The following is a 23544-nucleotide window of genomic DNA, read 5'->3' as shown; positions in this document are numbered from 1 at the left end:
ACTCGCGCGGCCCTCTTCGTCATGCCTGGCCCACCTGGACGATCTTCAACGTATTGGTGCCGCCGGGTTGCCCCATCGGCTCACCGACCGTCAGCACGATCGTATCGCCACGCTTGACCACGCCGCGCGCGAGCAGCAGTTGCTCTGCCTGCTTGAGCGCATGATCGCGGTCGAGCGTAGCGTCGGCACGCATCGCGTAGACGTTGCGGTACAGCGCCATCGTGCGATGGCTGCCGAGCTGCGACGTCAGCGCAAAAATCGGCACATGAATCCTGTGGCGAGACAGCCACAGCGCGGTCGAGCCCGACTCAGTCAGCGCCACGATCGCTTTCGCGCCAAGATGATACGCGGTAAACAGCGCGCCAGCGGCAATCGTTTGGTCAATGCGCGTAAAAGTCTGGTCGAGCCAGTCGCGATCGAGTTCCACCGTCTCCGAGCGTTCCGCTTCGACGCAGATCGCCGCCATCGTCTCGATTGTCTCGACCGGATACTTGCCCGCCGCGCTCTCGGCCGACAGCATGACGGCATCGGTACCGTCGAGTACGGCGTTGGCGACGTCCGACACTTCGGCGCGGGTCGGCACCGGGTTGTGGATCATCGACTCCATCATCTGCGTGGCCGTGATCGTGAGCTTGTTCATCTCGCGCGCGAGCTTGATCATGCGCTTTTGCAGCCCCGGTACGGCGGCATTGCCCACTTCGATGGCCAGATCGCCACGCGCGACCATGATGCAATCCGACGCAGCCAGAATCTCTTCCAGCGCAGGAATGGCTTCGGCACGCTCGATCTTGGCGATCATGCGCGGCTTGATGCCATATGGCTCGCCCGCCACATTCGCCAGACGGCGCGCCATTTCCATGTCGGTGGCGTTCTTCGGGAAGGAGACCGCGACGTAGTCGGCGCCCAGCGCCATCGCCGTCTTGATGTCTTCCATGTCCTTGGCCGTGAGCGCCGGCGCCGTCAGCCCGCCGCCCTGACGATTGATGCCCTTGTTGTTCGACAAATCGCCACCGACCTTCACGGTCGTGTGGATCTCGTTGCCCAGTACGCGCTCGACGATCAGCACGATCAGACCGTCATTGAGCAGCAGCACGTCGCCCGGACGCACATCGCGCGGCAGTTCCTTGTAGTCCAGACCGACGCGCTCGTCGTTGCCCAGTTCGCAGTCGGCGTCCAGAATGAACTTCGCGCCGGCTTCGAGCGACGTCTTGCCGTTCTCAAACTTGCCAACGCGAATCTTCGGGCCCTGCAGGTCGGCCATGATGGCCACTTCGCGGCCCGCCGCCTTGGCGGCCGCGCGCACCATCTCGGCACGCTCGATGTGATCGCGCGCCTTGCCGTGCGAGAAATTCAGCCGAACAACGTCAACGCCTGCGGCGATCATGCGCGAGAGCACTTCCGGCGTGCTCGATGCCGGACCGATGGTGGCGACGATCTTGGTGGAGCGGTTCATTACATCCATCTCTTCATCCTCTTTTGGTAACAGCGCGTTCGACATTGCTGGCGCTTAGAGGTTTGTAGCGCATTTAGGCCGTCGCAGGTTAACCAAAAAGTTCGTATTGTCCGTACGAAATCGTTTGATTCGATCTCTGATGTTCGCAATAAGACGGTCAAAACCGCCGCTTGCGAACCTGTTCCGGACCGTCGAACCGTCCTGCGCGCCCCGCTCCACCTGGCTTTACGCGATCAGTTGGCTTGCGCCGCGCGTTGTTGCAGCACGTCGACTGCCGGCAGCGTCTTGCCCTCGAGGAATTCGAGGAAAGCGCCGCCTCCCGTCGAGATATAGCTGACCTGATCGGCAATGCCGTACTTGGCGATGGCTGCGAGCGTGTCGCCGCCCCCGGCAATCGAGAAACCCTTGGCGGCGGCAATGGCGCGCGCCAGCGTCTCGGTGCCATGACCGAACTGGTCGAATTCGAACACGCCGACCGGACCGTTCCACACGATGGTGCCCGCGCCCGCCAGTTGCTCGGCGAGCTTGGCAGCCGTTTGCGGGCCGATGTCGAGGATCATGTCGTCGGCGGCCACGTCGGCGGCAGCCTTCACCGTGGCTTGCGCCGTGGCGCTGAATTCCTTGGCGCACACGACGTCGGTCGGAATCGGCACCGATGCGCCGCGTGCGGCCATGGCGTCGATGATCGCGCGGGCTTCGGCGACCAGATCGGCTTCGGCGAGCGACTTGCCGATCGGCAGGCCGGCGGCCAGCATGAACGTGTTGGCGATGCCGCCGCCCACGATCAGTTGGTCGACCTTGTCGGCGAGCGTCTTCAGGATGGTCAGTTTGGTCGACACCTTGGAACCCGCCACGATGGCCACGAGCGGGCGGGCCGGCGCGTTCAGCGCCTTGCCGAGCGCTTCGAGTTCTGCGGCGAGCAGCGGGCCGGCACAGGCGACCGGCGCGTACTTGGCGATACCGTGCGTGGTGGCTTCGGCGCGGTGGGCGGTGCCGAACGCGTCGTTCACATAGACGTCGCACAACTTGGCCATCTTCTGCGCCAGTTCGTCGTTGTCCTTCTTCTCGCCCTTGTTGACGCGGCAGTTCTCCAGCAGCACGACCGTGCCCGGCGCCACATCGAAGCCGCCGTCGACCCAGTCGGCGATCAGCTTCACGTCTCGGCCGAGCAGTTCCGACAGACGCTGCGCGACCGGTGCGAGCGAGTCGGCAGGCTTGAATTCGCCTTCGGTCGGACGCCCCAGGTGCGAAGTGACCATCACCGCAGCGCCAGCATCGAGCGCCATCTGAATAGCCGGCACCGAGGCGCGGATGCGCGTGTCTTCCGTGATGCGGCCCTCGTCGTCTTGCGGCACGTTCAAATCGGCGCGGATGAAGACACGTTTGCCTGCAAGGCGGCCCTGAGCGATCAAATCGGAAAGACGTACGACGGAAGCCATGAGAATCCGGAATAAATGGTGGAAAAAACATGCATTTTAACTGATCCGACCGTCCGGTTGCCCATTTTGAGCCTTGGGGGTTCTGCCTACAGGAACAGGCGGCCGAGTGTGTAGACCACCATGCCGATGACGATCATCTCGATCATGTTCCGGCGCCAGATGAACCAGCCCGTGGCTGCCACAGCCGCCGCCAGCTTGTGGTTCCCCAGGTGCAGTGCGAACTGGTGATCGAGCAGCAGCACTTCGGGCACCACGATCACGGCGAGCGCCGCCGCCGGGGCATAGCGCAACGCACGTTGCAACCGCTGCGGCAGCGTCACCCGGTCGCCCGCAAGCAGGAAAAAGGTACGCGTGACGATAGTGATCGCCGTCATCGCCACGAAAGCCAGCCAGATTTCGAAGGTACTCATGAGCGACGCTCCCCGTTGGCTCGAGTCTGAGGGCGCTCATGTGCGCTGTCATTGGCGCTGTCATTGGCGCTGTCGTCGTTCGCGGCCGCCTTCGGATTCGCCAGCCCAAAACGCTTCGCATGCCGTGCGGCCAGTTCGTCGCAGACCATGCCCGCCGCGAGCGCGCCGAGTACCCCGAGCACCAGATTGAGGCGATAAGGCAGATCGAACGCGAGCAGGCCGATGACCGACGCGAGGGCGACGGCCAGCATCGTCGAACGGCTGGTGATCGTGTGAACCATCATGGGAATGAGGGCGAGTGTGCCGGCGAATCCGAGGCCCCAGCTATCGGGCACGAGCGCGCCGAGCATGATGCCCAGGATCGACGACACGTGCCAGACCGCCCAGTTGCTGATCGTGATGCCGTAATACGTCCCCTCCTTACCCGGCACATACCCGCTGGCGAAGTTCTGATTCATGAACATCACAAAACCGAGATCGCCATTCACATACCCGAGCACGATGCGCCGGGGCAGCGACAGATAGGAGAAATGCGGCTGAAGTGCGGCGCTGAAGATCACGAAGCGCAGGTTGACGATGCCGACCGTGAGCAGGATCGTCCACAACGGCATGCCGGCGGCGAATAGCGGCAGCGAGGCCAACTGGGCCGAGCCTGCGTAGAGCATCAGGCTCATGCCGATGGCTTGCGGCACGGTCAGTATCGATTTGCTCATGGCGACCCCGGTCACGAGTCCCCACGAGAAAATGGCAGGCAAAAGCGGCGAAATGATGCGGAAACCGGCCGCGAACCCGTCACGTTCGGCGGCTGGCAGACGAAGCATTGGCATGGTCGGTTGGGGGGCGAGCACCGAAGCGTTCGGCGCAGTGTCTGGCATTGCGGGGCGAAGCGGTCCCGACGGCGCCCGGCACGCCCAAGATGGCCGCTAGCAGCCATGGCGCCCGCCAGGGTTGCCGGAGTGTCTCCTGAATATATTCATCATTGGCGGCGAGCGACAGGCCATTATAGCCACGGTAAATAGTTGCTTACTACGTTGCCGGCGTATATCCGTTCGTTTTTGCAGGCGCAACATGCCAGGTGTCGCATACGCGCCACGCGGTGGGTAATCCGCCGCCCCGGAACGGGCATTTGGCACGCCCACGGGCGCGGTGAGCCATCCGCAAAGGTCGGCGGCTGCTTTACAATAGCGACTTTTGGTGGGCGGTCGTCCAGCGGATTCATTCTTGGCACCGGCCCTGCAATCCCCAAAATTCCGAATACCCATCACGGTCCGAACCCCATGAGCGAAGTCAAACAAATGCCGGTCGTCGAAGTCGGCGCCGAAGATCTGCCGGTCCACTGCCCGAATCCGAAAATGGAAGCCTGGAGTGCCCATCCGCGCGTGTTCATCGATGTGACCCACGGCGAAGCGGCCTGCCCGTACTGCGGCACGCGCTATCGCGTGAAGGCGGGTGTCGTGCTCAAGGGTCACCACTGAGCCGCCTGCCGCTGCCCCAACCGGCCGGGCGCCGCGCCAAGCTGTCGCGATGCGCCGCCCGGTCGCCTGTGCGTTTCATCGCTACGCTTAACGTTTAGAGTCTCCGCCACGATGCATAAAGCCTTGGTGATCGCCCCCAACTGGATTGGGGACGCGCTGATGGCGCAGCCGTTGTTCACCCTGCTCAAGCGTCTGCATCCGCGTCTGACCATCGACGCGATCGCGCCTGGCTGGGTTGCCCCGGTTCTGGAGCGCATGCCGGAGATTTCGCGCGTCGTCGCCACCGACCTCGCGCACGGCAAATTGCAGCCGCTCGAGCGCTACCGGCTCGCGAGCGTGCTCGCCGACGAGGGTTACGACGCCGCCTATGTGCTGCCGAACTCCCTGAAGTCGGCGCTGATTCCGTGGCTGGCGCGCATTCCATTGCGCATCGGCTATAAGGGCGAGCAGCGCTACGGCCTGCTCAACGTGCGCCACGCCAATCCGCGCAAAGACGAGCGCCCACCGATGGTGCGGCACTACGCTGCGCTCGCGTTCGCGCCGGGGGCCAAGCTGCCCGAAACGCTGCCCACACCGCGCATCGAAGCCGATCTGAATGAGTCCGCGCGTGTTTTCGCGCGCTTTGGGCTGGATTTGCGTGTGCCGCTCGTGGTGTTTTGCCCGGGCGCCGAGTTCGGACCGGCCAAGCGCTGGCCGCCGGGTCACTTCGCGCAGCTTGCCCAGTTGGTCCGCCGTTCGTTCCCGTATGCGCAGATCGTCGCGCTCGGCTCGGGCAAGGACGGTGCACTGGCTCAGCAGATTGCCGCCGACGCCCCGTTCGTGCGCAATTTGTGCGGACAGACATCGCTGGCCGAGGCGTGCGCGCTGCTGGCGCGCGCCAATGCGGTGGTGAGCAACGATTCGGGCCTGATGCATGTGACGGCGGCATTGCGCCGCCCGCAGATCGCTCTGTTCGGTTCGTCCGATCCGCGCCACACTCCGCCGCTGTCCGACCAGGCGCATATCCTGTGGCTACAATTGGAATGCAGTCCGTGTTTTGCCCGCGAATGTCCGCTGGGCCATACACGTTGCCTCAACGAGCTGATGCCTGAGCATGTGTTCGCGAATGTGCGCAACATTTTGCTCACGCAGCGCTGATCCAGCCCTTCGTGGAGCCGCCTTCAGCCCGCCCCCGGTAACATTCAACGGTAAATCCTCATGCCACGTTTTGTCCGTCTGTTCGATGCCGCCAGTGAAACCATCACGGCCTTTTATGACGCGCTGCGCCGTGGGCAGACGGATCGCGTGATGTCGCTCTGGGCGAACGAGGATTTCGTCAGCTACATTCGCGCCGACGGCACCCGCTGGGACGGTCTCGAGCAGATCCGCAGCGGCCTGGTCGCCCAGTTCACGCAAAGTGTGGTGCTGATCGATTCGCTGGACACGACCGAGTACGACACCGTCGGCACGGTCGTGCATACGGCAACCGAAGCGATGCGGGTTGGCAAGGAAGACGCCGGCCAGACGACGGCCCAGCTCATTCACACGACCTATGTGCTGGTGCACGAGCAAGGCGACTGGCGCTTTGCCCATATCCACTCCAGCCCGCTGCCCCCGCATGCCGTCGAGCAATTCAGCCTGATGATGCATGCGCGTCCGGACGGACTGCACTGACCGGAACGATACGACGATGACGGCGCGTCCGGCGACGTTCCTGGCCCAGGACTATCAGTCCCCCCGGTGGCTGCCCGACGGGCACAGTCAGACGATTTACCCGGCCCTGCTGGGTCGCCGCCCGTCGGTCGAGTTCCGTCGCGAGACGTGGGACACCCCCGACGGCGACTTCGTCGACGTGGACTGGCTGGTCGCCCCGCCCGCCGCAGAGAAATCTCCGCCCGCCCCTGAGGGTCTGGTCGAAACGCCGCTGGTCGTGCTGTTTCACGGACTTGAAGGCGGCTCCGGCAGCCACTACGCGCGCACCCTGATGCGCGAAGTCGAAGCGCAGGGCTGGCGTGGCGTGATCCCCCACTTCCGCAGTTGCAGCGGCCGCATGAACCGCGCGCCGCGCTTCTATCACTCTGGCGACAGCACCGAGGTCGACTGGATGCTGCAACGGCTGCGGGCGAACACCTCGGGCCCGATCTTCACGGCGGGCGTATCGCTGGGCGGCAATGTGCTGCTGCGCTGGCTGGGTGAGCGTGAGGGGCATGCGACGCAAGTGGTGAGTGCCGCATGCGCAATTTCAGCACCGCTCGATTTGCGGGCTGGCGGGCTGGCGCTCTCGCATGGTTTCAATATGGTGTACACGCGCAACTTTCTGGGCACGCTCAAGAAGAAGGCGCTCGCCAAGCTCGACCAATACCCGGGGCTTTACGACCGTGACCTGATGATGGCCGCACGCGATCTCGGCGAATTCGATCACGTGGTGACGGCGCCGTTACACGGTTATCACAGTGCATTCGACTATTACACGCGCGCGTCGAGCAAGCCGATTCTGCCGGCCATCGAAGTCCCGACACTCGTCATCAATGCGCGCAACGACCCGTTCCAGCCGGCCAATGTGCTGCCAGGGCAAGACGATGTCGGACGCTACGTGCAGTTGCTGCAACCGGCGAACGGCGGGCACGTCGGCTTCATGAGCGGGCCGTTTCCGGGCGGCATGACGTGGATGCCGCGCACGGTCATCGCCTACTTCCGTCAATTCTTGCCGAGTGCGGCCTGAGGATACGTCATGGATGAAATCGTTCGACAGGCAATGGCCAAGTGGCCCAACGTGCCGCACTGCTACGGCTGGCTTTCGCTCGACCGGCGCGGACAGTGGCGCATGCGCGATGAGGCGGCACAGGCGGCAGGCACGTCCGGCGACCCGATCCGTCATGCGGCGCTTCTCGCGTTCATCGCACGCAACTACGCCAGCGACGACGCCGGACGCTGGTACTTCCAGAACGGGCCGCAACGCGTGTACGTCTCGCTCGCCTATGCACCGTTCGTGGTGCGGCTCACGTGGGACGCCAGCGCGAACGACGGCCGCGGCGCGCCCGTGCTGACGGACCAATTGGGGCGCGTATTCGTGCCACAGGCGTGTCTGTTGGACGAAGACGGGAATGTGGCGTTTGTCGGTGCGGCATTCGCTCACGACGGGGAAGCCGCGTCAGGGGAAAAAGCGCGGGAGAAAGCACCGATCGCGTTGCTGCACGATCACGACATCGACCTGCTCACGCAGGTGTCCGATCTCGCGCAAGCTTTCGAGATCGAGCAAACGTCCGACAACACTGCCGACGCCAAAGGCGCCGTGCGATTGCATTGGCGCAATGGCACCTCGCTGCCCTTCGCGAGCGTCCACGCTGGCACCCTGCCGCAGACTTATGGATTCGAGCGCGACCCGCAGGCCGACGACCCACGGGCATGAGCGGTTATGCCGCGACGTCCCGCTTCGTAGCCTCGGCCGCGTCAAACGCTTCGGGATATCGGTCGGCATGGAACGTCTCGACGCCCTCGCTTGCGTCGCTCGCGGCAAGTCGTCTCCACGGCTCGCAGGCGAGGCACGACGACAGTACGGCGATACCGACCAAGCCACCATACAAGCGCCATCGCCCGTCCATCGGGCTAACGGAATACGAAACGGCCTACAGCGTGAATGACAGCATGCTCGCCATCTGAGCCGTCAGCAGTGTGGCGCCGGCATCGAAATCGATTCCGAACAAGTCGAAGCGATTGATTCCCATATAGCTGACCGGATGTACGTAAACTACGCAGTACGCAACACTCACCCAAACTGCTTGTTGAAGTCTTTCTCGTCTTCTTTGTCTTCCCGGTAGCGACGTTGGAACTCGTGCAGCCGCGCGTCGATGGTCGACATCTCGTAGAAGTCTGCGTCGCCCGCGTCGCGGGCAAGTTTCAATTGGCCCACGGCGGCCATCCACTGCCCTTGCAACGCGTACTGCTCCGCCAATGCGGCGTGCTGACGCGCCCGCTTGCCATCCGCTGCCCACGCGCCCGCGAGTGCCCGCCACCAGATCGGCTCGCTACGGTAGCGCTCCACTTGTGCCTTCAGGAATTGCGTTGCCTCCGGAATCCGATGGCTCGCCACCAGTGCGTCTGCATAGGCCATATCGGCTGCCTGCGAGAGCGGGAATGCGGCGCGCGCCTGCGTGGCGACGCGCAGTGCATCCTCCGGCCTGCCCGATGCGCGCGCAATGTCCGAGGCCAATACCGCCAGACTCGGCGTGCCCGGCCCGGTGCCGCCAAACGCCGCACGCGACTTCTCCAGCGCCTCGCGTGCGGGCTCCCAGCGACGTTGCTTGTACTCCGCGAGCGCCACCGCGTACCACGCCCCGGCCACACTCGGCGCTGTCTGCGATCGGATGGCCGTGCGTTGGGTATCGGCGATCGTCGCGAAATCGCTCGCCGACTTTTGCTGCAAGACGAGCGAACGCGCGCGCACGAACACATACTCGGGCGACTGTTCGGGCTGGCGATAACCGGCGTTGCGTGAACGGTTGAGCATGTCGGCAATGCGATCGGTCGTGAGCGGGTGAGTCCGCACATATTCCGGCACACCGGCTTCGTTAATGGCGTCTGCTCGTTGCAGGCGCTCGAAGAACGTCGGCATCGCATACGTATCGAAACCCGCCGCCTGAAGCAACTGGAAACCCACACGATCCGCTTCACGTTCCGCATCGCGCGAGAACCGCAGTTGCCGGTCGATCGCCAGTCCCTGACCGCCCATTGCGATCCCCATGCCGAGGTCCGAGCTGCGTGCGCCAATCCCGGCGAGCAGACCGAGCAGCATGCCGCCAAGGGCAATCCAGGAGTTCTGCGCCTGCTGGCCGAGCATGCGCGCGATGTGATGTTGCAGAACGTGCCCTGTCTCGTGCCCGATGACCGACGCCAGTTCCGACTCGGTGCGCGTGGTCACGATCAGTCCCGTGTTGATGCCGATGAAACCGCCCGGCAGCGAGAAGGCATTGATCGCGGGGTCGCGCACGACGAAGAATTCGAAACTCTGACTGGCATCGAGCCCGACTTTGCGCGTGGCGGACACGAGCTTGCTGCCCAGTGCATTGACGTAATCGGAGAGCAGCAGGTCGGACAGATAGTCGGGATCGGCGCGAATCTCGCGCATCACGCGCTCGCCCAACTTGCGCTCCATCGCGGGCGACAGGTCGGCAGCAGAGCTTTGGCCGAGCGTAGGCAACGATTGCGCCACAGCCTGCGTCGGAACGACGGCTGCGGCGAACGTGGTTGCCGTCATGACGGGAAGCATCGCCCACGCGAAAACGCGCCGCCAGCGAGCCACGTCGCTCGTGCGACGGGGTGATTGACGCGAACGCTTCGACATCGCGTTCATACGCGCCACGAGCGATGTGACGAGGAAGGGCGAAGCATGGGAATCCTGCGCGATATGCCGGCGGCGGCGCAGAACGAACGTGACAAACGCGTCATGGAAATGGGCGCCGCGTGGCGCTGATCATTCGGGGCTGCTGCTATGATAGCAGCCAGACGTGGACGTTCCGCTGCACCGCGTTCACGTCCCAAACGCAGACGAAACCCAGCCGGATTCACGCTCGCGAACGGCGCAAGTGCGCCCCGTGCCAAGACTCTCGCAATACCTCTCAACATCGACTCATGGCAGAACTCACCCATTTCGACACCGCCGGACAGGCCCACATGGTTGACGTCGGCGGCAAGGACAGCACGCATCGCATCGCGGTCGCACGCGGCACCATCCAAATGAAACCGGAGACGCTGGCGCTGATTCGCTCCGGCACGGCCAAGAAGGGCGACGTGCTGGGCATTGCCCGCATCGCCGCCATCCAGGGCGCGAAGCGAACGGCCGATCTGATTCCGCTGTGCCATCCGCTAGCGCTCACGCGCGTGACGGTGGAGTTTCTCGTGGACGAGGGTGCGAACGCCGTACATTGCCGCGCTCAAGTCGAAACCATCGGCCGCACGGGCGTCGAGATGGAAGCGCTCACGGCCGTGCAGGTCGGCCTGCTGACGATCTATGACATGTGCAAGGCGGTCGATCGCGGCATGACCATGACCGACGTGCGTGTACTGGAAAAGCACGGCGGCAAGTCGGGAGACTGGGTGGCGCAAAACTGAGGGAGCGTCAGGAACGCGACGCCGTCCACTGCACTGCCAGAATGCTAGCGAACACCATCGCAAGCCCAACGAACGCAAAGCCCTTGATCGCCTGACCGAGCAACACCCAGCCCAACACGACGGCGGTCAACGGACTCAGCAGACCGAGCGACGACACCGCCACCGGCGCCAGGCGCGCAATCCCCCGAAACCATAACGCATAAGCCAGCAGCGCCCCCGCGATCGATAGATACAGATAGCCCAGCGTCTGCCATGTGGTGAGGGCAGGCAGGGGTGCATCGGCCAGCCAGGCAACGGGCGCGAGCATCAGTCCCCCCAGCAACAACTGCCATCCCGTGAGCGCAAGCACCGGCATGTCCAGACGCCACCGGCGCGTGAGATAAGTGCCCATCGCCATACTTGCAGCCCCCGCCAACGCCGCCAGAATGCCCACCGGTTCGAACAGCGTGCCCGGCGACAACAGCAGAACCCCCATCCCGACGACACCCGCGAGCGCTGCCCACGCCGTCGCCGCCAGCGGGCGCCGTTGCTCCACGCCCCATACCAACCCCATCACCAATAACGGCTGAATGGCGCCGACCACCGCCGCCAGTCCGCCCGGCAAACGATACGCCGCCACAAACAGCAACGCCTGAAACGCACCGATGTTCAGCGCTGAGAGCACCACCAACCGGCCCCAGTCGCGACGCGCAGGCCAACGTCGTGCGTAAAGCAACAGCAGCAGGCCAGACGGCAACACTCGAATCAGCGCCGCCGTAAACGGCCGATCCGGCGGCAACAATTGGGTCGTCACGATATAGGTCGAGCCCCAGATCATCGGCGCCAATGCCGTGAGCAACGCATCGGCCCAACGGATCGGTAATGAGGAAGTCGTAGTGGTCATAGCAATTTATCTTCAATTCAAGATAAATTGCAGTTTGGTATCATTTTGTCTTGATGTCAAGACAACTGGAGTCATACATGGGCAACCGGTCAACAGGAAATCGTACGACGCGCGCCGCGGCCGAGATCGATCCGACGGAGAAAGCCGAGGCGAGAAATGGCGATGCCGTCGATAGCATCCTCGCGCAGTGGCATCGCGAGCGTCCCGATCTGGATGTCTCGCCGATGGGCGTCATTGGCCGCCTCAAGCGCTGCGCGGCGCTCGTCCAGCAGCAACTCGACGCGACGTTCGCCGAGTTCGACATGAGTGGGTGGGAATTTGACATGCTGGCGACGTTGCGTCGCTCAGGGGCACCTTACCGGCTGGCGCCGACTGCCCTGTTTTCAGCGTTGATGGTGACGTCGGGGACGATGACGCATCGATTGCAGCGTCTGGAGGCGCGAGGTTGGATCGCCCGTGTCGCCAATCCGGATGACGCTCGCAGCACGCTCGTGCAACTCACGGATGCCGGATTCGCGCTCATCGAGCGGGCCGTCGAGGCTCACGTCGCGAACGAACATCGCATGCTGGCACCACTGCCGAAAGCGACCCTCGCGGACATCGAGTCCGGCCTGAGCACCTGGTTGCGCGCGCTCGAAGCCGGACATTGAGGAGGGCGCGACAGCGTCGCACGGCGCGCCGCCCTCGCGTCACATCACGCTGCGGCTGCTTTTCCGACGCTCTGGCGTTGCGGCCAGAAGTACCACAACGCCCCCAGCACCTGGAGCACGATCAGCACCATCCACGCGGAGAAATGCGCCTGCGCGCTGTGCGCCGCATAGGCACCGAGCATGGCCCCCACACCCACCTGACAAAGAAAGATCAGCAGGAAGATCACGAGGGTGAGCGACGTATTCACGCGTCCGATCAGCGTGCCGTGGAAATGTTCTGCGAGCACCGCATATGAAAGAATGCCCGTGCCGCCGAATATCCCATACGCCGCCCACAACCAGACCGGCGGAATCGGCGCGCGCATCATCAGCAGGAACTGCACCACGACGAACAACACCATGCCGGCGCCGGAAAACGCAAACACGCTCACACCACGACGTTCGAGCGAGCGCGCGGCCGCGCCGAACACCACGCTGCCAGCCATCATCGCAAGCCCCACGACCGACACCAGCGAAGCCGCCTGCACCTCGGACAGCCCTTCCACGTCGCGCATGAACGGCGCCATCCAGAGCGACTGCATCGCGTAGAACACGCCCTGCGTGATGCCGGAGAGCGACGTCACTTTCCAGAACACGCCGCTTCCCAGCACCTGGCGAACGCCCTTCAGCGCCTCGGACAGGCCCCCTTGCGCGTGGGAACCCGGCTTCTCTGGCGCACCGAACCACAGCGCAATCGACATGAGGACCGTCAGCGCGGCGAGCCCGAACGACACGATGCGCCAGTCCGTCAGGCCGAGCAGCCAGTTCAGCGGCGTGCCGACCACGACCCCGCCCATGCCGCCCACGGCCATCACCAGACCGTTGAGCAACGGCAGACGCGCCACCGGAAACCACTGCGCTAGCGCCTTGAACGCGCTGCCGAGACACACCGACACGCCCACACCGATGAGCAGACGCCCCACCATCAGCGCACCAACGCCCTGCGCCAGTCCGAACAGCGCAGCGCCGGCCGCCGCCAACAGCAGCACAAGCGACGCCACACGGCGCGGGCCGAATTTGTCGAGCAATACGCCAGCAGGCAATTGCGCTCCGGCGAAGCCGAGGAAATAGAGACTCGTCAGCAAGCCGAGATCGGCGGACGACAGACCGAGTTCGCGCGTCATGAACGGCGCAAACCCAATGTTCACCCCGCGATACACGTATGACACGAAGTATCCGCAGGCGAACAGCACGAAGATGCGAAGTGCCTTCGACATGAAGCTATACCCTAGTAAATTGCTTGGGTATGAATTTTCGATGGAACAGCGCCGTGATGCCAACGAAACCTTTGCGCTCGCATTGTGAGTAGAATTTGACATCATGTTCCAACACCTCCCTCCCCTTCAGTCACTGCGCGCGCTCGAAGCCGCCGCCCGTCACCGCAGTTTTACGCGTGCAGCGGAGGAATTGAATTTGACGCACAGTGCGGTGAGCCATCATATGCGCTCGCTCGAGCAGCAGCTCGGCACGGCGCTGTTCCGCCGCGTGGGTGCGCGGATGATCCCGACAAGCGTCGGCGCGCGTCTGGCCGAGCGAGTGCGCATCGGCATGTCGGAGCTTGACGAGGCGATCGCCGAAGCACGGGCCGGCACCGCGCCCGGCGCGTTGCCGGCGACGGTGCGTCTGGAAATCAGTGTGATGACCGATCTGGCGGCGCAATGGTTGATTCCCCGGCTGAACCGCTTTAGCGAGCAGCATCCCGGCATCGATCTGATGATTCGGCTTCACGCGGATATCGCCGCCCCTGACCCGTATTCGGTCGACGTGGGCATCTGGCATCAACGTGTGGAACAGACGGGATTCGTCACGCGCAAACTGCTTGACGACTACGTGATTGCCGTATGCCACCCTGACCTGCTTGCACGCGTGCCGGGGTTCACCGTTGCGGATACGGACAAACTGCCGATGCTGCGCTTCGCCCATCGATCGTGGCGCGATTGGCAGGTCGCTGCGGGATTGCCTCCGCACGAGCCCACACGCGGACCGATTTTCGACGATTCGGGGTTACTCCTGCGGGCGGCGATTGCCGGACAGGGCGTTGCCACGACGCGCAGTTTGCTCGTACGTGATGCACTCGCCTCAGGCGAGTTGGTGCAGATCGGTGACGCGCGCATTCCGCCGAGCCTCGAATATCACGTGAACTGGCGGGAAAACCACCCGCGCGAGCGAGCGATTCACGCTTTTTGGCAGTGGATGCAGGATGAGATCGCTGCCACGACACCGCTCGTCACACCGCGCGTGCAAGGCGGCAACAGCGACATTACGCCCACGCAACCATAGATTCGGGCACAGATTCGGCCAAAAAAAACGGCAACGAATTCCGGAGAACTCGTTGCCGTTTTGGTGCGGGCGCTAACCGCCGAATCGAAGATTCAGCGGCTAAGCCCGGCGACCAGGCAGGCGGGGTGCCTTGCGGCGCCCCATCATGCAGTCTCTTGCGAGACTTACATGCCCATGCCCATGCCGCCCATACCGCCCATGTCGCCCATGCCGCCAGCCATCGGTGCATCTTCCTTCGGCAGTTCGGCAACAGCGCAGTCGGTCGTGAGCAGCAGGCCCGAGACCGATGCGGCGTTTTGCAGTGCGGTGCGGGTGACCTTCGTCGGATCCACAACGCCCATTTCCACCAGGTCGCCGTACTCGCCGGTCGACGCGTTGTAGCCGTAGTTGCCCTTACCGGCAATCACGTTGGCCACAACGACGCTGGCTTCTTCGCCACCGTTGGTGACGATCTGGCGCAGCGGCTCTTCCATGGCGCGCAGAACGATCTTGATACCGGCGTCCTGGTCAGCGTTGGCGCCCTTGATGTCGGCCACGGCCACGCGAGCGCGCAGCAGTGCAACGCCGCCGCCCGGGACAATGCCTTCTTCCACGGCAGCGCGGGTAGCGTGCAGCGCATCTTCGACGCGAGCCTTCTTTTCCTTCATTTCGACTTCGGTCGCAGCGCCGACCTTGATCACGGCAACACCGCCGGCCAGCTTGGCCACGCGCTCTTGCAGCTTTTCACGGTCGTAGTCGCTCGAAGCTTCTTCGATCTGGGCGCGGATCTGCTTGACGCGCGCTTCGATGTTGGCGGCTTCACCGGCACCGTCGATGATGATGGTGTTTTCCTTGCCGATTTCGATACGCTTGGCTTGACCCAGCTCGTTGAGCGTGGCCTTTTCCAGCGTCAGACCGATTTCTTCGGCGATGACCTGGCCGCCCGTCAGGATGGCGATGTCTTCCAGCATGGCCTTGCGGCGGTCGCCGAAGCCCGGTGCCTTGACGGCGCAGGTCTTCAGGATGCCACGGATGTTGTTCACCACCAGCGTTGCCAGGGCTTCGCCCTCGACATCTTCGGCGATGATCAGCAGCGGACGGCCAGCCTTGGCGACTTGCTCGAGCACCGGCAGCAGATCACGGATGTTCGAGACCTTCTTGTCGAACAGCAGGACAAACGGGTTCTCCAGGATCGCGACTTGCTTTTCCGGGGTGTTGATGAAGTACGGCGAGAGGTAGCCGCGGTCGAATTGCATACCTTCGACGACGTCCAGCTCGTCTTGCAGCGACTTGCCGTCTTCGACGGTGATCACGCCTTCCTTGCCGACCTTGTCCATCGCCTTGGCGATGTAGTCACCAATCGAGGTGTCGCTGTTGGCCGAGATCGAGCCGACTTGTGCGATTTCCTTGTTGGTCGTGCAGGGCTTGCTGATCTTGCGCAGTTCTTCGATGGCGGCAGCAACGGCCTTGTCGATACCGCGCTTCAGATCCATCGGGTTCATGCCCGAGGCCACGAACTTCATGCCTTCGCGCACGATCGACTGAGCCAGCACCGTAGCGGTGGTGGTACCGTCACCGGCGTTGTCGCTGGTCTTGGAAGCCACTTCCTTGACCATTTGCGCGCCCATGTTCTGGAGCTTGTCCTTGAGTTCGATTTCCTTGGCGACCGACACACCGTCCTTGGTCACGGTCGGGCCGCCGAAGCTGCGCTCGAGCACGACGTTACGGCCCTTCGGGCCCAGGGTCACCTTGACGGCATTGGCGAGAATGTTGACACCCTCGACCATCTTGGCACGAGCGGCATCGCCGAAAACGACTTCTTTAGCTGCCATTGCAATAACTCCTTGAATACTTTACGTAAGATGTCTGGGGGAGACAGACTTAGGCGGCCACGACGGCCATGATGTCTTCTTCGCGCATGACCAGCAGTTCCTGGCCATCGACCTTGACGGCCTGGCCGGCGTACTTGCCGAACAGAACACGGTCGCCCACCTTCACGTCGAGTGCGATCAACTTGCCTTGATCATCGCGCTTGCCCGGGCCGACAGCCAGGATCTCGCCCTGATCCGGCTTTTCAGCGGCGGCGTCAGGGATCACGATGCCCGATGCGGTCTTCGTTTCGTTGTCCAGGCGCTTGACAATAACGCGGTCATGCAAGGGACGAAGGTTCATTACAAGCTCCTCATTCTCTCAGTGTGAGATCGTCAAAACTAAATATGCAAACATTTGCATATGTGGTGAATTCATGGCGTTAGCACTCTGTGCCAACGAGTGCTAATTATAGGGACGGGGTTATACGATTTCAAGATGCGGGGTTTTCCCGGATGCAAAGTCTGTTGCCGATTTTTCCTGTCCGAGCATCAGGATCCGTCATGGAAACCCGCCGCGACGCCCTGTTCCACACCCTTTCCATGCGCTGCGACGGCCCCGTCACACAGAGCCGGTACAATCGCGGAAGAATTTTCTCCGGCAAATCACCTGCGATGACGTCCGCTTTACCTGTCCGATCCGTCCGTTCCGTGCTTTCCGTACGTCCCGTCCGTAGCGCACTCATGCTCATCACGCTGGCAGCAGCGCTGGCGGGCTGCGCCGGCCCGCAGCCCGCCAGCCCCCCGGCGAGCCCTGCTGCGGCAAGCCCACCGATGCCCGCGCCCTCCGGCGCTCAACCCGCCGCCGATGCGCCGCAAGCGTCTGCCCCGCTGCCGTGGTGCGTGCAGACCTCACTGCGCGAGGAAGACGATCTGATGCGCAACTTCGGCGGCATTCCCACCGGTGTTCGCCGCATCGAGGAAACGCGCTTCGTCGCCAGCTATGACCGCAATACCGGCAAAGTCGGCCCGCTCGATAACGGCAATCGCTTCGTGATGGAGTTCGACGCGCAGGGTCACCTGCTCTCGAGCACCGACCGCGGACGTTACACCTACGATGCCGATGGACGGCTGCGCAGCATTGACGGCGCCCCCGTCGATTGGCAAAGTGCCGACGCCTGGGTCGTGCGCGGCGCCACACGCCGCGGGACGTGGAAAGAGCAGGTGCGTCAGGAAAGCGACGGTCAACTGGAATGGACACGCCGCATCGTCACTTCGGCGAACGGCATGCATCATCGCCGCGCGGGCAGCCTGCAGGCGCGCCTGTTCGACGACGAATGCTTCGCGCTCTCGCGACAGTGGGAAGCACCGAATGAGGCGCGTCAGGTCATCACGGCAGACGGCAAGGTCCGTCCCGCACCGAAGGTGGTCTCCTATCGCACCTTCGCGCGCGTGGAGCGCAAGCCTGACGGCAGCCGCATCGTTCACGACAACGGCGCGGCAGCCTTCATCGACGGTCAGTGGCTCGCGCTGGCATGGGACAACGAGGTCTCGGAATACTCGCCGCGCCATGAATTGACGCGTGTGACTCGCACCGACGCGGCCACCGGCGAGCATCATGTGTCCGAGTATCACTACAAGTACGACAGCCACGGCAATATCGTGCGCGTGGTGATCACCTCACCTGCCGCCCCCGGCGAAAAGGTCGACCCGTTCGCCAACGTCTTCGTGCGCAAACTGACCTATTTCGACGCTGTGCCGACAGCATCGGCAGACAACCACATTACGTCGGCAAAGTGAAGCGGAACGTTGCGCCCTGTCCGGGCTGACCGGCAGTGCCCACCAGCGTGATACGCCGGCCATGCAGTTGCAGGATGCGATGCACGATACGCAAGCCCAGCCCGCCCTCGCGGCGGGCACCGCCCACCGTGAACGGCCGCTCGAAGAGTCCTTCGCGCGCGCTCTCGGGAATGCCCGGTCCGGTATCGCTCACGAGCACCTCGACCTCCGCGCCGACCGGTGCAACCGCCACCGTAATTTCCCCGCCTGAAGGCGTATAGCGCAACGCGTTGTCTAGAAGGTTCGTGAATACCCGTTCGATCAGACCGAGATCGGCACGCGCGGCGGGAATTTGCGGCGCGAGTCGCGCACGCAGCGTCACCCCGCGCGACTCCGCGCTCAACTCGAATTTCTGGAAGACGTCCTGTATCAGATCGGTCACGGAGAACGGCTCGGCCTCGGGCTGCACGAAACCGTGCTCAAGACGCGCCAACTCGAAAAGCGACTGCGCCAACGCCCCGACCTTGCGGCTCTGGTCGAGCGCAATCCCCAGATAACGCCGACGCTCGGCGGGCGTCAGCGTGGCGTCCTTGAGCGACAGCGTTTCGAGATAACCGTGCAGCGAGGACAGCGGCGTGCGCAAGTCGTGCGAGATGTTGGCGATGAGTTCGCGCCGTTCCTGATCCTGACGCGTCAGCGTGCGCCATTGTGTGCCCAGCCGCTCGACCATCTGCCGGAAGGCACGCTCGAGCACCACGATCTCGTCGCTCGGACGCGCCTGCTGCGACGCCAACTCGCTCGCCGACACTTCGGGCAGTGGTGGCACCGGGGCAGCATCGATATCGAAGTCGCGCACGGCATCCGTCAAACGCCGCAGCGGCCGGGCGATGAGCGCGAACGCTGCCAGACCGGCGATCAGGCACAGCGCAGCCACCAGTCCGATGGACCAAAGCGCGGTATTGAGTGCCGCGCTCGTCGCCCCACGCTCGGCGAAGCGGTCGTGCGCCTCACCGAGCAGCACAACATACACGTATCCGACTTCCCGTCCGTCCACGCGCAGGGGCGCGGCACTAAACACCTTGCGAACGTCGGTGTTACGCGGATCGTCGCCGTAGATCGGCAAGGCTTCCCCATCGAGCAGCCGGTGAACAGGCGCCAGATCGACCTGCATGCGCCGCAAATGGCCTTCGGGCGCGGCGTGACCGGTAACGCGCCCCTGCATGTCGAGCAGATAGACCTCGACGCTCGGATTCACGACCATTAGTTGACCGAACAGTCGCCGCACGGCATCGGGCTTCATACCGTTCGCATCCATCAGTTGCGCGTTGGCGGCAATGTGCTCCGCGAGCCCGCGAGAGAGCCCCTGAATCACTTCCGCCTCGTGCATGCGATTGGCGCGCACCTGCATCCACGCCGACGTGCCGCAGCACACCAGCAGCAGTACCGCGAAGACCAGCGAAAGGCGCTGCGTCAGGGTGAGATTCCAGCGGCGCATCATGCGGCTCCTGCGTCGGCACTCGGGCCGTCCGGCCCGCCGTCGGTCGCGAACTTGTAACCCCGCCCCCAAACCGTGAGGATTCGCGTCGGCTGCGCCGGATCCGCTTCGATCTTGGCACGCAGCCGATTGATGTGCGTATTGACGGCGTGCTCGTAACCCTCGTGCTGATAGCCCCAGACGGCATTGAGCAGGTCCATGCGCGAGAACACCTTGCCGGGCTGGCGGGCGAAGAAGTACAGAAGATCGAACTCACGCGGCGTGAGATCGAGCAGCTTGCCGCCGAGCGACGCCTCGCGGGCAATCGGGTCGATGAACAGCCCGGCGATCGCCAGGCTGCCCGCTTCCATGCGCGCGTTGCGGGCAAGGGCATCGACCCGCCGCATGAGCGCCTTGACCCGCGCCACCAGCTCCAGCACCGAAAACGGCTTGGCCAGATAGTCGTCCGCCCCCAGCTCCAGCCCGAGAATCCGATGCACTTCGCTGGAGCGCGCACTCGTGATGATGATGGGTGTGTAGCGGGTCATCTGGCGCGCCCGGCGACAGATTTCGAGCCCGTCGACGCCCGGCAGCATCAGATCGAGGATCAGGGCATCCCAGCCCCCCTCGGACAACCGGCGCAGGCCCTCGTCGCCGTCGGCGCAATGCACGACTTCGAATCGCTCATCGCGCAGATGCAGCGTGAGCAGGTCGGCGATATGCACGTCGTCTTCAACGAGCAAAACACGGCGCGGCGATTCCATCGGAGGGACGACTCCCGGGAAAGTGGGTCTTGGAGACCCCATTGTGCGCAGTTCAGGCACTGTGAGGTATCACGAATTGTTTAATTTTACGTGAGGACTTCGGCATCGCTGCCGCACTACGCTTGAGTCATCGATCCGGCGCGGATCCCCGCTGTGCCGTACTGCCGCCGTCCCGCTCCCCCTGAATACGTGACGGCCGGCCAGCCCCGCGCCGGATCGGCCTACTGACCGGAGGATGTCATGCGTTTGTCCAAAATCGATCCGCGCACCCCGCCCGAGCCGTCTCGGCCGCGCCGTGCGGTTGCTGCTAGCGCGAGCCCGACGCCGTCGCGCCGCGTGTTCCTGCTGAGCGCCACCGCCGCGGCCGCCGCCGTCGCCGCAGGGCTGGTGCCCCGCCTCGTGCGCCCGGCACAGGCCGACGACGCTCGCCGCGCCAGCGCCCCCGAGCAATTCGAGGTTGCCTACAGCGACGCCGAGTGGCGCAAGCGCCTGACGCCCGGGCAGTACGAAATTCTGCGTCAGGAGGGGACCGAGCGCCCCTATTCGAGCCCACTGAACGACGAACACCGTGCGGGCACCTTCGCATGCGCCGGTTGCGCGCTGCCGCTCTTCTCGTCGCGCACGAAGTTCGACAGCCACACCGGCTGGCCAAGTTTCTGGACCCCGCTAGCGCATGCCGTCGGTACGCGTAGCGACACGACTTTTGGCATGGTGCGCACCGAAGTCCATTGCCGGCGCTGCGGCGGTCACCTGGGCCACGTGTTCGACGACGGTCCGAAGCCGACAGGCCTGCGCTACTGCATGAACGGCCTTGCCATGACGTTCAATCCGCAAGCCGCCTGAGCTCGGAACCCCGCTGGCCAACGCCATCGGCAAAGTGGCTATTCCGCCCGGCCGCCAGATCCGATTCACCGCCACCCCCTTAACAACCCGCTTCGCCCGGCATTCGGGTGTTGCGTCAGGAGCGCTTCATGACCTTGCTCATCCTTGCCTATCTCGGCGGGGTTCTGACAATCGTCAGTCCGTGCATTCTGCCGGTGCTGCCCTTCGTCTTCTCGCGTGCAGGCCAATCCTTCTCGCGCAGCGTGCTGCCCATGCTCGCCGGTATGGTGCTGATGTTCGCGCTGGTCGCCACGCTCGCAGCCGTCGGCGGTAGCTGGGTCGTGCAGGCGAACCAGTACGGCCGCTGGCTCGCACTCGCGCTCGTCGCGTTCTTCGGAGCGACGCTGCTCTTGCCGAAGCTCGCCGAACGACTCACGCATCCGCTCGTGTCGCTCGGCGACCGTCTGTCGCAGTCTGCACAAGGCGACAGCGCCGCCACCGGCGCCGCGGCCACGGGCCCACGCCCCGGCGCATCGTTCCTGCTCGGCATTGCCACCGGCCTGCTCTGGGCGCCATGCGCCGGCCCGATCCTCGGTCTGGTACTCACGGGCGCGGCGTTGCAAGGCGCAAGCGTCGGCACGACACTCCTGCTGCTCGCCTACGCGGCAGGCGCTGCCACGTCGCTCGCGCTAGCGCTGCTCGTCGGCGGACGCGTCTTTACCGCCATGAAACGCTCGCTCGGCGCAGGAGAATGGATTCGCCGCGTGCTCGGCGGACTGATGCTCGCGGGCGTTGCCGCCATCGCGTTCGGTCTGGACACCGGCGTGCTCGCACAGATTTCGACAGCGTCGACGGGCGGCATCGAGCAAAAGCTCGTTGAACAGCTTGGCGCACGCCGCCACGACGCCGCCAATATCAACGCGCCCGCACCGAACGCCCCGGCAGCCGATCAGACCAATGCGGGCGGCCCTGCCATGATGGCCAGCAGCAATGCCATGATGCGCACCGCCGTCGATGCCCCCGCTCCACTGCCGGTCGAAGGCCAGTTGCCCTCGCTCGACGGTGCCGTGCAATGGCTGAACTCGCCGCCGCTAACGGCACAAGCCCTGCGCGGCAAGGTCGTGCTCATCGACTTCTGGACCTACTCCTGCATCAACTGCCTGCGCACGCTGCCGTACGTGAAGGCGTGGGCGCAGAAGTATCGCGATCAGGGCCTCGTCGTCATCGGTGTTCATGCGCCCGAGTTCGCGTTCGAACGCGACATCGGCAACGTGAAGAAGGCCGTACACGATCTGGGCGTCGACTACCCGGTCGCCATCGACAACAACTTCGCGATCTGGCGCGGCTTCAACAACCAATACTGGCCGGCGCACTACTTCATCGACGCGCAGGGCCGCGTGCGATACCACCACTTTGGCGAAGGCAATTACGCCGAATCGGAGCGCGTGATCCAGCAACTGTTGCGCGAAGCCGGTGCCAAGCAGGTCGCCGGCGGTGTTGCCGACGTGCAGGCCAATGGCATCCAGCAAGCCGCCGACATGCGCGATGTCGGTTCGCCGGAAACCTATGTCGGCTACGAACGGGCCGAGAATTTCGCCTCCCCGGGCGGCACGGTGCGCGATCAGGCCAATGACTATCGCGCCCCGGCGATGCCGTCGCTCAACCACTGGGCACTGAACGGTGGCTGGCGCGTTGGGCCGGAACAGGCCACGGCAACCCGGGCCGGCGCAAGCATCGTCTACCGCTTCCATGCCCGTGACCTGCATCTCGTGCTCGGCCCGGACGCCAGCGGCAAACCCGTGCGCTTTCGCGTGACAGTCGACGGCCAAACGCCCGGCGATGCGCACGGCTCCGACGTCGCCGCCGACGGCACGGGCATGGTGACCTCACAGCGCCTGTATCAGTTGGTGCGTCAGTCGGGCGATGTGCGCGATCGGACGTTCGCCATCGAGTTTCTCGATCCGGGCGCGTCCGCCTACGCCTTTACGTTTGGTTGAGGACGAATGCGCCAGAGAGATCACACGACCTGTCGCCGATTGTCACGAACCGGCACCGAATTTCCATTGCCGTTGCCACCGAGGCGTCTGCCGACGCCGGGAGTTTTCAAATGACCCAATTCGATCCATTCGATCCGCATCCCCGCTCGCAAGCGCACAACGACACCCCGAGCCAGCCGCCGCGCCGCGCATCGTCAGCCTCGCG

23 protein-coding genes are annotated in these 23544 nt (G+C 64.1%); 12 read left to right on the top strand and 11 right to left on the bottom strand.

Annotated features, from left to right (window positions below; genetic code table 11):
- Positions 1 to 19: 19 nt before the first annotated feature.
- From pyk to PBR20603_RS13285, 4 genes are all read right to left on the bottom strand, one after another.
- The gene (pyk, locus tag PBR20603_RS13300; RefSeq protein WP_150560003.1) at positions 20 to 1453 is read right to left on the bottom strand and encodes a pyruvate kinase; all 1434 of its coding nucleotides are present in this window, start codon (positions 1451 to 1453) and stop codon (positions 20 to 22) included.
- 233 nt (positions 1454 to 1686) lie between these two features.
- Complete coding sequence (locus PBR20603_RS13295; protein ID WP_150560002.1) at positions 1687 to 2892, bottom strand: phosphoglycerate kinase; 1206 nt, start codon at positions 2890 to 2892, stop codon at positions 1687 to 1689.
- Between the two features lie 86 nt (positions 2893 to 2978).
- Positions 2979 to 3302, bottom strand: coding sequence for an AzlD domain-containing protein (locus tag PBR20603_RS13290; RefSeq protein WP_150560001.1), 324 nt, complete (start codon positions 3300 to 3302; stop codon positions 2979 to 2981).
- Positions 3299 to 4123, bottom strand: coding sequence for an AzlC family ABC transporter permease (locus PBR20603_RS13285; protein ID WP_246174634.1), 825 nt, complete (start codon positions 4121 to 4123; stop codon positions 3299 to 3301). The genes PBR20603_RS13290 and PBR20603_RS13285 overlap by 4 nt, the downstream gene beginning before the upstream one ends.
- A gap of 456 nt (positions 4124 to 4579) precedes the next feature.
- Here PBR20603_RS13285 and PBR20603_RS13280 point away from each other — a divergent pair, with 456 nt between their 5' ends.
- From PBR20603_RS13280 to PBR20603_RS13255, 6 genes are all read left to right on the top strand, one after another.
- Positions 4580 to 4777, top strand: coding sequence for a zinc-finger domain-containing protein (locus tag PBR20603_RS13280; RefSeq protein ID WP_010808463.1), 198 nt, complete (start codon positions 4580 to 4582; stop codon positions 4775 to 4777).
- Positions 4778 to 4888: 111 nt separating this feature from the next.
- Positions 4889 to 5914 carry a lipopolysaccharide heptosyltransferase II gene (gene waaF / locus PBR20603_RS13275; RefSeq protein WP_150560000.1) on the top strand — a complete coding sequence of 342 codons (1026 nt, stop codon included), beginning with the start codon at positions 4889 to 4891 and terminating at the stop codon, positions 5912 to 5914.
- Positions 5915 to 5974: 60 nt separating this feature from the next.
- Entirely contained in the window at positions 5975 to 6430 is a 456-nt protein-coding gene (locus PBR20603_RS13270) for a nuclear transport factor 2 family protein (protein WP_150559999.1), read from the top strand.
- A 16-nt stretch (positions 6431 to 6446) separates the two neighbouring features.
- Positions 6447 to 7478, top strand: a complete 1032-nt coding sequence (locus tag PBR20603_RS13265) for a YheT family hydrolase (protein WP_150559998.1) — start codon at positions 6447 to 6449, stop codon at positions 7476 to 7478.
- A gap of 9 nt (positions 7479 to 7487) precedes the next feature.
- Positions 7488 to 8165, top strand: a complete 678-nt coding sequence (locus tag PBR20603_RS13260) for a DUF2946 family protein (RefSeq protein WP_150559997.1) — start codon at positions 7488 to 7490, stop codon at positions 8163 to 8165.
- Complete coding sequence (locus PBR20603_RS13255; protein WP_150559996.1) at positions 8162 to 8416, top strand: hypothetical protein; 255 nt, start codon at positions 8162 to 8164, stop codon at positions 8414 to 8416. Before PBR20603_RS13260 ends, PBR20603_RS13255 begins: the two co-directional genes overlap by 4 nt.
- A 106-nt stretch (positions 8417 to 8522) precedes the next feature.
- Here the strand turns inward: PBR20603_RS13255 and PBR20603_RS13250 are convergent, their stop codons facing one another.
- A complete protein-coding gene (locus tag PBR20603_RS13250) occupies positions 8523 to 10106 on the bottom strand; it encodes a M48 family metalloprotease (RefSeq protein WP_246174632.1) in 1584 nt (527 codons plus the stop codon).
- Between the two features lie 278 nt (positions 10107 to 10384).
- On the opposite strand from PBR20603_RS13250, the gene moaC reads away from it, so the two are divergent.
- Complete coding sequence (moaC, locus tag PBR20603_RS13245; RefSeq protein ID WP_150559995.1) at positions 10385 to 10864, top strand: cyclic pyranopterin monophosphate synthase MoaC; 480 nt, start codon at positions 10385 to 10387, stop codon at positions 10862 to 10864.
- A gap of 7 nt (positions 10865 to 10871) precedes the next feature.
- Here the strand turns inward: moaC and PBR20603_RS13240 are convergent, their stop codons facing one another.
- Complete coding sequence (locus tag PBR20603_RS13240) at positions 10872 to 11747, bottom strand: EamA family transporter (protein WP_174977912.1); 876 nt, start codon at positions 11745 to 11747, stop codon at positions 10872 to 10874.
- A 77-nt stretch (positions 11748 to 11824) separates the two neighbouring features.
- Between PBR20603_RS13240 and PBR20603_RS13235 the strand changes: the two genes are divergently transcribed.
- Positions 11825 to 12397, top strand: a complete 573-nt coding sequence (locus PBR20603_RS13235; protein ID WP_150559994.1) for a MarR family winged helix-turn-helix transcriptional regulator — start codon at positions 11825 to 11827, stop codon at positions 12395 to 12397.
- Between the two features lie 44 nt (positions 12398 to 12441).
- Here the strand turns inward: PBR20603_RS13235 and PBR20603_RS13230 are convergent, their stop codons facing one another.
- Positions 12442 to 13653 carry an MFS transporter gene (locus tag PBR20603_RS13230; RefSeq protein ID WP_150559993.1) on the bottom strand — a complete coding sequence of 404 codons (1212 nt, stop codon included), beginning with the start codon at positions 13651 to 13653 and terminating at the stop codon, positions 12442 to 12444.
- A gap of 103 nt (positions 13654 to 13756) precedes the next feature.
- On the opposite strand from PBR20603_RS13230, the gene PBR20603_RS13225 reads away from it, so the two are divergent.
- Positions 13757 to 14716, top strand: coding sequence for a LysR substrate-binding domain-containing protein (locus PBR20603_RS13225; protein ID WP_150559992.1), 960 nt, complete (start codon positions 13757 to 13759; stop codon positions 14714 to 14716).
- Between the two features lie 164 nt (positions 14717 to 14880).
- Here the strand turns inward: PBR20603_RS13225 and groL are convergent, their stop codons facing one another.
- Positions 14881 to 16527: a chaperonin GroEL gene (groL, locus tag PBR20603_RS13220; protein ID WP_042112375.1), complete on the bottom strand. Its 1647-nt coding sequence runs from the start codon at positions 16525 to 16527 to the stop codon at positions 14881 to 14883.
- Positions 16528 to 16576: 49 nt separating this feature from the next.
- Positions 16577 to 16867, bottom strand: a complete 291-nt coding sequence (groES, locus tag PBR20603_RS13215) for a co-chaperone GroES (RefSeq protein ID WP_010808449.1) — start codon at positions 16865 to 16867, stop codon at positions 16577 to 16579.
- 380 nt (positions 16868 to 17247) lie between these two features.
- Between groES and PBR20603_RS13210 the strand changes: the two genes are divergently transcribed.
- The gene (locus PBR20603_RS13210) at positions 17248 to 18303 is read left to right on the top strand and encodes an RHS repeat domain-containing protein (protein ID WP_150559991.1); all 1056 of its coding nucleotides are present in this window, start codon (positions 17248 to 17250) and stop codon (positions 18301 to 18303) included.
- Here the strand turns inward: PBR20603_RS13210 and PBR20603_RS13205 are convergent.
- Positions 18287 to 19780 carry a sensor histidine kinase gene (locus PBR20603_RS13205; protein WP_150559990.1) on the bottom strand — a complete coding sequence of 498 codons (1494 nt, stop codon included), beginning with the start codon at positions 19778 to 19780 and terminating at the stop codon, positions 18287 to 18289. The genes PBR20603_RS13210 and PBR20603_RS13205 overlap by 17 nt on opposite strands.
- Positions 19777 to 20520, bottom strand: a complete 744-nt coding sequence (locus tag PBR20603_RS13200; protein WP_150559989.1) for a response regulator transcription factor — start codon at positions 20518 to 20520, stop codon at positions 19777 to 19779. The genes PBR20603_RS13205 and PBR20603_RS13200 overlap by 4 nt, the downstream gene beginning before the upstream one ends.
- Positions 20521 to 20760: 240 nt before the next feature.
- Here PBR20603_RS13200 and msrB point away from each other — a divergent pair, with 240 nt between their 5' ends.
- Both msrB and PBR20603_RS13190 read left to right on the top strand, forming a co-directional pair.
- Complete coding sequence (gene msrB, locus PBR20603_RS13195; RefSeq protein WP_150559988.1) at positions 20761 to 21363, top strand: peptide-methionine (R)-S-oxide reductase MsrB; 603 nt, start codon at positions 20761 to 20763, stop codon at positions 21361 to 21363.
- A 128-nt stretch (positions 21364 to 21491) separates the two neighbouring features.
- Positions 21492 to 23339: a cytochrome c biogenesis protein DipZ gene (locus tag PBR20603_RS13190; protein ID WP_150559987.1), complete on the top strand. Its 1848-nt coding sequence runs from the start codon at positions 21492 to 21494 to the stop codon at positions 23337 to 23339.
- The last annotated feature ends 205 nt before the right edge of the window (positions 23340 to 23544 follow it).

Source organism: Pandoraea bronchicola, assembly GCF_902459805.1.
GTDB classification, from domain to species: domain Bacteria; phylum Pseudomonadota; class Gammaproteobacteria; order Burkholderiales; family Burkholderiaceae; genus Pandoraea; species Pandoraea bronchicola.
Note: the sequence above shows the minus strand (reverse complement) of the source record. Positions and strands in the feature narration are given on the sequence as shown.

Bases quoted from the DNA above. Each gene is read 5' to 3' on its own strand.
- pyk (WP_150560003.1), bottom strand. From the start codon at position 1,453: ATGAACCGCTCCACCAAGATCGTCGCCACCATCGGTCCGGCATCGAGC.
- PBR20603_RS13295 (WP_150560002.1), bottom strand. From the start codon at position 2,892: ATGGCTTCCGTCGTACGTCTTTCCGATTTGATCGCTCAGGGCCGCCTT.
- PBR20603_RS13290 (WP_150560001.1), bottom strand. From the start codon at position 3,302: ATGAGTACCTTCGAAATCTGGCTGGCTTTCGTGGCGATGACGGCGATC.
- PBR20603_RS13285 (WP_246174634.1), bottom strand. From the start codon at position 4,123: ATGCTTCGTCTGCCAGCCGCCGAACGTGACGGGTTCGCGGCCGGTTTC.
- PBR20603_RS13280 (WP_010808463.1), top strand. From the start codon at position 4,580: ATGAGCGAAGTCAAACAAATGCCGGTCGTCGAAGTCGGCGCCGAAGAT.
- waaF (WP_150560000.1), top strand. From the start codon at position 4,889: ATGCATAAAGCCTTGGTGATCGCCCCCAACTGGATTGGGGACGCGCTG.
- PBR20603_RS13270 (WP_150559999.1), top strand. From the start codon at position 5,975: ATGCCACGTTTTGTCCGTCTGTTCGATGCCGCCAGTGAAACCATCACG.
- PBR20603_RS13265 (WP_150559998.1), top strand. From the start codon at position 6,447: ATGACGGCGCGTCCGGCGACGTTCCTGGCCCAGGACTATCAGTCCCCC.
- PBR20603_RS13260 (WP_150559997.1), top strand. From the start codon at position 7,488: ATGGATGAAATCGTTCGACAGGCAATGGCCAAGTGGCCCAACGTGCCG.
- PBR20603_RS13255 (WP_150559996.1), top strand. From the start codon at position 8,162: ATGAGCGGTTATGCCGCGACGTCCCGCTTCGTAGCCTCGGCCGCGTCA.
- PBR20603_RS13250 (WP_246174632.1), bottom strand. From the start codon at position 10,106: ATGAACGCGATGTCGAAGCGTTCGCGTCAATCACCCCGTCGCACGAGC.
- moaC (WP_150559995.1), top strand. From the start codon at position 10,385: ATGGCAGAACTCACCCATTTCGACACCGCCGGACAGGCCCACATGGTT.
- PBR20603_RS13240 (WP_174977912.1), bottom strand. From the start codon at position 11,747: ATGACCACTACGACTTCCTCATTACCGATCCGTTGGGCCGATGCGTTG.
- PBR20603_RS13235 (WP_150559994.1), top strand. From the start codon at position 11,825: ATGGGCAACCGGTCAACAGGAAATCGTACGACGCGCGCCGCGGCCGAG.
- PBR20603_RS13230 (WP_150559993.1), bottom strand. From the start codon at position 13,653: ATGTCGAAGGCACTTCGCATCTTCGTGCTGTTCGCCTGCGGATACTTC.
- PBR20603_RS13225 (WP_150559992.1), top strand. From the start codon at position 13,757: ATGTTCCAACACCTCCCTCCCCTTCAGTCACTGCGCGCGCTCGAAGCC.
- groL (WP_042112375.1), bottom strand. From the start codon at position 16,527: ATGGCAGCTAAAGAAGTCGTTTTCGGCGATGCCGCTCGTGCCAAGATG.
- groES (WP_010808449.1), bottom strand. From the start codon at position 16,867: ATGAACCTTCGTCCCTTGCATGACCGCGTTATTGTCAAGCGCCTGGAC.
- PBR20603_RS13210 (WP_150559991.1), top strand. From the start codon at position 17,248: ATGCTCATCACGCTGGCAGCAGCGCTGGCGGGCTGCGCCGGCCCGCAG.
- PBR20603_RS13205 (WP_150559990.1), bottom strand. From the start codon at position 19,780: ATGATGCGCCGCTGGAATCTCACCCTGACGCAGCGCCTTTCGCTGGTC.
- PBR20603_RS13200 (WP_150559989.1), bottom strand. From the start codon at position 20,520: ATGGAATCGCCGCGCCGTGTTTTGCTCGTTGAAGACGACGTGCATATC.
- msrB (WP_150559988.1), top strand. From the start codon at position 20,761: ATGCGTTTGTCCAAAATCGATCCGCGCACCCCGCCCGAGCCGTCTCGG.
- PBR20603_RS13190 (WP_150559987.1), top strand. From the start codon at position 21,492: ATGACCTTGCTCATCCTTGCCTATCTCGGCGGGGTTCTGACAATCGTC.